The sequence below is a fragment of the Thauera phenylacetica B4P genome, from assembly GCF_000310225.1.
GTDB lineage: Bacteria > Pseudomonadota > Gammaproteobacteria > Burkholderiales > Rhodocyclaceae > Thauera > Thauera phenylacetica.
The window spans coordinates 1-6,000 of the sequence record NZ_AMXF01000243.1; the positions used below are offsets into that span (position 1 = coordinate 1).

Consider the following 6,000-nt stretch of genomic DNA (forward strand, 5'->3'; position numbering starts at 1 on the left):
GCGCCCGTCGCCAGCGCCGACGCTGCGGCCCTGCTCGCGCTCGGCGACTGGCGCGGGCTGATCCGCGCGCTCGGGCTCGGCGGGCTGGTGCGCGAGCTCGCCCAGCACTGCGAATGGGTCGAGTGTGGCGACGGCGTGCTGCAGCTGCGCCTGTCGACCGCGCACCGCCACCTGCTCGACATGAACCGTGGCGCCGTCGAGCGCCTGCAGGATCTGCTCGGCGCCGCGCTCGGGCGAACCCTCGCGGTGCGCATCGCGATCGGCGACATCGCCGGCGAGACGCCTGCGCAGCGCGACGCGATCGAGCGCCAGGCCCGCCACGCCGAGGCGGTGGCGGCGCTCGAGGCCGACCCCTTCGTGCGCGAGCTGATCGAACGTTTCGACGCCACCCTCGTCGAGAGTACGGTGAAGCCCCTCTGAACCCCTTCGAGGCCGGGCGGCGCATCCGTCGAGGTGCGTCGGAGCCGGTCGAAGCAAGCCGACAACCGATCCAACGGAGAACACCATCATGATGAAAGGCGGTATCGCGGGCCTGATGAAGCAGGCCCAGCAGATGCAGGAGAACATGAAGAAGATGCAGGACCAGCTCGGCTCGATCGAGGTCGAGGGCCAGTCCGGCGCCGGCATGGTCAAGGTGCAGATGACCTGCAAGTACGACGTGCGCCGCGTGTCGATCGACGCGTCGGTCATGGACGACCGCGAGATGCTCGAGGACCTCGTCGCCGCCGCGCTCAACGACGCGGTGCGCAAGGTCGAGGCCGCCACCCAGGAGAAGATGTCCAGCGTCACCGCCGGGCTGAATCTGCCGCCGGGCATGAAGCTGCCGTTCTGAGCGGCGCGCCGATGTCGCCTTCCAGCCTCGACGAGCTGATCGAGGCGCTGCGCTGCCTGCCCGGGGTCGGCCCCAAGTCGGCGCAGCGCATGGCCTACCACCTGCTGCAGCGCGACCAGCGCGGCGCGGCGCGGCTGGGCAACGCCCTGCTGCACGCGCTCGAGGTGCTGCGCCACTGCGCACGCTGCAACAGCTTCACCGAGGACGAGGTGTGCCCGCGCTGCGCCAACCCGCGCCGCGACGCCGCGCTGCTGTGCGTGGTGGAGATGCCGGCCGATCTCGCCATGATCGAGCAGACGCAGTCCTACAACGGCCTCTATTACGTGCTGATGGGCCGGCTGTCGCCGCTCGACGGCGTGGGGCCGCGCGAGCTGCGCCTGGACAAGCTGATCGCGCGCGCCACCGAGGAGGGGGTGCGCGAGGTCATCCTGGCGACCAACTTCACCAACGAGGGCGAGGCGACCGCGCACACCGTGGCCAGCCTGCTCGGGGCGCGCGGGGTCAAGGTCAGCCGGCTGTCGCGCGGGGTGCCGGTGGGCGGCGAGCTCGAGCACACCGACATCGGCACCATCGGGCAGGCGCTGATCGAGCGGCGCGCGGTCTGATTCAGCGCTGCTGCAGTGCAGCAGCGGAGGCCGTCTGTGCTTCCTGACCGGTGTCGGTTTTCGTGCCGAAAGCCTTGTTCCGGCTGGCGATCGGCCCGCTGCGCTTTCTCTGCTGCGACGTCTTCGATATAATCGGATGGTTATTTGTATCCAGGTCTTTCGTTTTCCTTTTTGGGAAGAGGCTCATGAGCGTTGATCATAAAATGGACAGCAGCCGCCGCACCCTGCTGCTGGCGACGTCCGCCGCTGGCGGTGTCGCCGCGGTGGCGACCGCGGTGCCGTTCGTCGCCAGCCTGACGCCGTCCGAACGCGCGAAGGCGGCCGGTGCGCCGGTGGAGGCGGACGTCAGCAAGCTGAAGCCGGGCGAGATGATGACGGTGGAGTGGCGTGGCAAGCCGGTGTGGATCCTGCGCCGCACGCCCGAGATGCTCGCCTCGCTCGACAAGACGGACGAAAAGGTCAGCGACCCCAACTCCGAGGAGCCGCAGCAGCCCGATTACGCCAAGAACAAGCACCGCTCGATCAAGCCGGAGTATCTGGTCACGGTCGGCATCTGCACGCACCTCGGCTGCTCGCCCTCCGAGAAGTTCAAGGTCGGTGCCGAGGGTGGCATGACCGCGGACTGGCCGGGCGGCTTCCTGTGCCCCTGTCATGGCTCGCTGTTCGACCTCGCCGGTCGGGTGTACAGCAGCATGCCGGCGCCGACCAACCTCGAGATTCCGCCGCACCAGTACCTGGCGGACACCACCATTCTTGTTGGCGATGACGGGAAGGCATAAGCGATGACTACCAAATCACAAGCCGTTCTCAACTGGATCGACGAGCGCTTCCCGCTCACGTCCACCTGGAAGGCGCATCTGTCCGAGTACTACGCGCCGAAGAACTTCAACTTCTGGTACTTCTTCGGCTCGCTGGCGCTGATGGTGCTGGTGATCCAGATCGTCACCGGTATCTTCCTGGTCATGCACTACAAGCCGGACGCCTCGCTCAATGCGTCCGGCATCCCGGTCGCCTTCGCCAGCGTCGAATACATCATGCGCGAGGTGCCGGGTGGCTGGCTGATCCGCTACCTGCACTCGACCGGTGCGTCGGCGTTCTTCATCGTCGTGTACCTGCACATGTTCCGTGGCCTGATCTACGGCTCCTACCGCAAGCCGCGCGAGCTGATCTGGATCTTCGGCACGCTGATCTTCCTGGCGCTGATGGCCGAGGCCTTCATGGGTTATCTGTTGCCATGGGGTCAGATGTCCTACTGGGGCGCCCAGGTGATCGTGAACCTGTTCTCCGCGATCCCGATCATCGGACCGGACCTCTCCCTGGTGATTCGCGGCGACTTCGTCATCGGCGATGCCACGCTGAACCGCTTCTTCTCCTTCCACGTCATCGCCGTGCCGCTGGTGCTGATCGGCCTGGTGCTCGCCCACATCGTGGCGCTGCACGAAGTCGGCTCCAACAACCCCGACGGCGTCGAGATCAAGAAGAAGAAGGACGCGACCGGCAAGCCGCTCGACGGCATCCCCTTCCACCCCTACTACACGGTGAAGGACATCGTCGGCGTGGTGGTCTTCCTGTTCTTCTTCAGCGCGGTCGTGTTCTTCATGCCCGAGGGCGGAGGCTACTTCCTGGAGTACAACAACTTCATCCCGGCCGACCCGCTGAAGACGCCGCCGCACATCGCGCCGGTGTGGTACTTCACGCCCTTCTACTCGATCCTGCGCGCGGTGACCTACCCGCTGTTCGGTCTCGACGCGAAGTTCTGGGGCGTGGTGGCCATGGGGGCCTCGGTGGTGATCATCGCCTTCCTGCCGTGGCTCGACCGCAGCCCGGTGAAGTCGATCCGCTACAAGGGCCCGATCTTCAAGACCGCCCTGGCGATCTTCCTGGTGTGCTTCTTCATCCTCGGCTACCTCGGCGTGCTGGCTCCGACCCCGGGCCGTACGCTGGTGTCGCAGATCTGCTCGGTGCTGTATTTCGCCTTCTTCCTGCTGATGCCGTGGTATAGCAAACTCGACCCGTGCAAACCCGAACCGGAAAGGGTGAACTTCAAATGAAAACGCGAGTGATCAACTTCATCAAGCGGTTCGCGGCCGTTGCGCTGTTCGCGCCGGCCGTGGCGATGGCCGCCGGCGCCAGCGTGCATCTGGACAAGGCGCCGGTGAGCACCGAGCCGGCCGCGCTGCAGCACGGCGCCAAGCTGTTCGTCAATTACTGCCTGAACTGCCACAGCGCGAGCTTCATGCGCTACAACCAGCTCGAGAACATCGGCCTGACCGAGACGGAGATCCGCGACAACCTGATGTTCACCGGCGAGCGCGTCGGCGACCTGATGAAGATCGCGATGCGCCCGGCGGAGTCCAAGGTGTGGTTCGGCGCGGCGCCTCCCGACCTGACCCTGATCGCACGCCAGCGCGCTTCGGGCGACGGCAGCGGTGCCGACTGGCTGTACACCTACCTGCGCCAGTTCTACCGCGACACCGAGCGCCCCACGGGCTGGAACAACGTCGTGTTCGAGAACGTCGGCATGCCGCACGTGTTCTGGCAGCTCCAGGGCGAGCAGGTCGCCAAGGTGAGCCAGAACGCCGATGGCAGCAAGAAGGTCGAGCTCTCGCTCGCCAAGCCGGGCACCCTCTCGGTGCAGGAGTACGACAAGGCGGTCGCCGACCTCGTCTCCTTCCTGGTCTGGATGGGCGAGCCGGTGGCCGAGAAACGCAAGTCGATCGGCGCCATCGTCCTGATCTTCCTCGCCGGCATGTTCGTGCTCAGCTACGCGCTGAAGAAGAACTTCTGGAAGGACATTCATTGATTCCTGTCGCCGCGGCCCTCCGGGCCGTCTAGCGCGGTCCTGACCCAGACGCACCACGCGATCCCGCGTGGTGCGCTTTTGCTTTTGAATTCCGGAGTCGCAACACCATGATGAACCTGTATTCCGGCACCACCGATCCCTTCAGCCATCGTTGCCGGATCGTGCTGTTCGAGAAGGGCATGGACTTCGAGGTCATCGACGTCGACCTCTACAACAAGCCCGAAGACATCGCCGTCATCAACCCGTACAACCGCGTGCCGGTGCTGGTCGATCGCGACCTCGTGCTCTACGAGGCCAACATCATCAACGAGTACATCGACGAGCGCTTCCCGCATCCGCAGCTGATGCCGCCCGACCCGATCATGCGTGCGCGCGCCCGCCAGCTGCTGCACACCTTCGAGCAGGAGCTGTTCACCCACCTCGAGGCCCTCGAGGCCGCGCAGAAGGGCGTGGACAAGGTGCGTGCCCACGTGCGCGACCACCTCACCCAGCTCGCGCCGGTGTTCACCAAGCAGAAGTACATGCTCGGCGACGAGTTCTCCATGCTCGACGTCGCGATCGCCCCGCTGCTGTGGCGCCTCGAGCACTACGGCATCGAGCTGCCCAAGGCGGCCGCGCCGCTGATGAAGTACGCCGAGCGCATCTTCAGCCGTCAGGGCTTCATCGACGCGCTCACCCCGTCCGAAAAGGTCATGCGGCGCTGAGCGACCGCAACCCGACCGCGCCCGTGCGTGCCTCCGCGCGCCCGCGGGCGCGCGCAGACTCGACGACTACCCGATGACTACCATATCGACCAAGCCTTACCTGCTGCGCGCCATCTGGGAGTGGTGCGTGGACCAGGGTTTCACGCCCTACCTCGCCACCCTGGTGGACGAGGACACCCGCGTGCCGCCCGGCTACGCGCGTGACGGCCAGATCGTGCTCAACCTGTCGCCCGACGCCACCGGCCAGCTGCAGATGGCCAACGACTTCATCAGCTTCCAGGGGCGCTTCGGTGGCGTCGCGCACTCGCTGGTGATCCCGGTGGCCAACGTGATCGCGATCTACGCGCGCGAGAACGGGCAGGGGATGGCGTTCGAGCCCGAGCCCGAGGCGTCGGAGGACGAGGCCGAGGGCGCCGTCGAGGAGCCCGGCGGCGACGTCCAGGACATCTCCGATGCCACTGCGGAGATGCGCCGGGAACGCAGCGCCGAGCCGCAGCCCCCCGCGCGTCCGCCGCGCGGCAGCCATCTCAAGGTCGTCAAGTGAGGAACACCGATGCCTAGCCTTGCCTGGAGCACCGATCTCGACAACAACCTCGCCCCGATGGACGACACCCATCGCGAGTTCGTCGAGTGCTACAACGCCGCGGCCAATGCCGCCCCCGAAGATTTTCTCGCCGCGCTCGACGCGCTCATCGAGCACGCGAAGAGCCACTTCGATCTCGAAAACGGCTGGATGGAGGCGGTGGACTTCCCCGGCTGCCACCGCGCCGAGCATGATCGCGTGCTCGCGGTGATGGCCGACATCCGCAAGCGCGTCGAGCGCGGCGACCACTTCCTGGGCCGCCGGCTGATGGAAGAGCTGCCGGCGTGGTTCGTGAATCACGTGAATGGCATGGACGCGGCGCTCGCCTTCCACCTCGCCACGATCGGCTTCGACGTCGATTCGTGCACGCTGCGCCCGCTCGCCGAGGGCGAGACCCGCGCCGCCGGCTGCGGCTGCGCCACGCTCGCCGCCGAGGATGCGGCCGTCGCCAACGCGGCGGCGCGCGTGGCCTG

General features: G+C 66.6%; 10 protein-coding genes. 9 read left to right on the forward strand and 1 reads right to left on the reverse strand.

Translation table 11 applies throughout. The features are described 5' to 3' along the window. The 3 genes from C667_RS19430 to recR form a co-directional block, all read left to right on the forward strand. The coding region (locus C667_RS19430) for a DNA polymerase III subunit gamma/tau C-terminal domain-containing protein (RefSeq protein ID WP_004377654.1) at window positions 1-420 on the forward strand (420 nt) is incomplete at its 5' end. 88 nt (window positions 421-508) lie between these two features. Next, window positions 509-832: a YbaB/EbfC family nucleoid-associated protein gene (locus tag C667_RS19435; RefSeq protein ID WP_004377656.1), complete on the forward strand. Its 324-nt coding sequence runs from the start codon at window positions 509-511 to the stop codon at window positions 830-832. An 11-nt stretch (window positions 833-843) separates the two neighbouring features. Beyond that, on the forward strand, window positions 844-1,437 hold the full coding sequence (gene recR, locus C667_RS19440; RefSeq protein ID WP_004325192.1) for a recombination mediator RecR: 594 nt from the start codon (window positions 844-846) through the stop codon (window positions 1,435-1,437). Window position 1,438: 1 nt separating this feature from the next. Here the strand turns inward: recR and C667_RS25820 are convergent, their stop codons facing one another. Further along, complete coding sequence (locus C667_RS25820; protein WP_157302420.1) at window positions 1,439-1,624, reverse strand: hypothetical protein; 186 nt, start codon at window positions 1,622-1,624, stop codon at window positions 1,439-1,441. Between C667_RS25820 and petA the strand changes: the two genes are divergently transcribed. The 6 genes from petA to C667_RS19470 all read left to right on the forward strand — a co-directional run. After that, window positions 1,623-2,216, forward strand: a complete 594-nt coding sequence (petA, locus tag C667_RS19445) for a ubiquinol-cytochrome c reductase iron-sulfur subunit (RefSeq protein WP_004377659.1) — start codon at window positions 1,623-1,625, stop codon at window positions 2,214-2,216. The genes C667_RS25820 and petA overlap by 2 nt on opposite strands. A 3-nt stretch (window positions 2,217-2,219) precedes the next feature. Continuing rightward, a complete protein-coding gene (locus C667_RS19450; RefSeq protein ID WP_004377661.1) occupies window positions 2,220-3,488 on the forward strand; it encodes a cytochrome b in 1,269 nt (422 codons plus the stop codon). Beyond that, window positions 3,485-4,240 (forward strand): cytochrome c1, encoded by a 756-nt coding sequence (locus C667_RS19455; RefSeq protein ID WP_039922329.1) that lies wholly within the window; start codon window positions 3,485-3,487, stop codon window positions 4,238-4,240. The genes C667_RS19450 and C667_RS19455 overlap by 4 nt, the downstream gene beginning before the upstream one ends. A 107-nt stretch (window positions 4,241-4,347) precedes the next feature. After that, window positions 4,348-4,944 (forward strand): glutathione S-transferase N-terminal domain-containing protein, encoded by a 597-nt coding sequence (locus tag C667_RS19460; protein WP_004377664.1) that lies wholly within the window; start codon window positions 4,348-4,350, stop codon window positions 4,942-4,944. Window positions 4,945-5,017: 73 nt separating this feature from the next. After that, on the forward strand, window positions 5,018-5,488 hold the full coding sequence (locus tag C667_RS19465) for a ClpXP protease specificity-enhancing factor (RefSeq protein WP_004377667.1): 471 nt from the start codon (window positions 5,018-5,020) through the stop codon (window positions 5,486-5,488). Window positions 5,489-5,497: 9 nt separating this feature from the next. Beyond that, on the forward strand, window positions 5,498-6,000 hold a 503-nt coding region (locus C667_RS19470), incomplete at its 3' end, for a bacteriohemerythrin (RefSeq protein ID WP_004377670.1).

Bases quoted from the DNA above. Each gene is read 5' to 3' on its own strand.
- C667_RS19435 (WP_004377656.1), top strand. From the start codon at position 509: ATGATGAAAGGCGGTATCGCGGGCCTGATGAAGCAGGCCCAGCAGATG.
- recR (WP_004325192.1), top strand. From the start codon at position 844: ATGTCGCCTTCCAGCCTCGACGAGCTGATCGAGGCGCTGCGCTGCCTG.
- petA (WP_004377659.1), top strand. From the start codon at position 1,623: ATGAGCGTTGATCATAAAATGGACAGCAGCCGCCGCACCCTGCTGCTG.
- C667_RS25820 (WP_157302420.1), bottom strand. From the start codon at position 1,624: ATGAGCCTCTTCCCAAAAAGGAAAACGAAAGACCTGGATACAAATAAC.
- C667_RS19450 (WP_004377661.1), top strand. From the start codon at position 2,220: ATGACTACCAAATCACAAGCCGTTCTCAACTGGATCGACGAGCGCTTC.
- C667_RS19455 (WP_039922329.1), top strand. From the start codon at position 3,485: ATGAAAACGCGAGTGATCAACTTCATCAAGCGGTTCGCGGCCGTTGCG.
- C667_RS19460 (WP_004377664.1), top strand. From the start codon at position 4,348: ATGATGAACCTGTATTCCGGCACCACCGATCCCTTCAGCCATCGTTGC.
- C667_RS19465 (WP_004377667.1), top strand. From the start codon at position 5,018: ATGACTACCATATCGACCAAGCCTTACCTGCTGCGCGCCATCTGGGAG.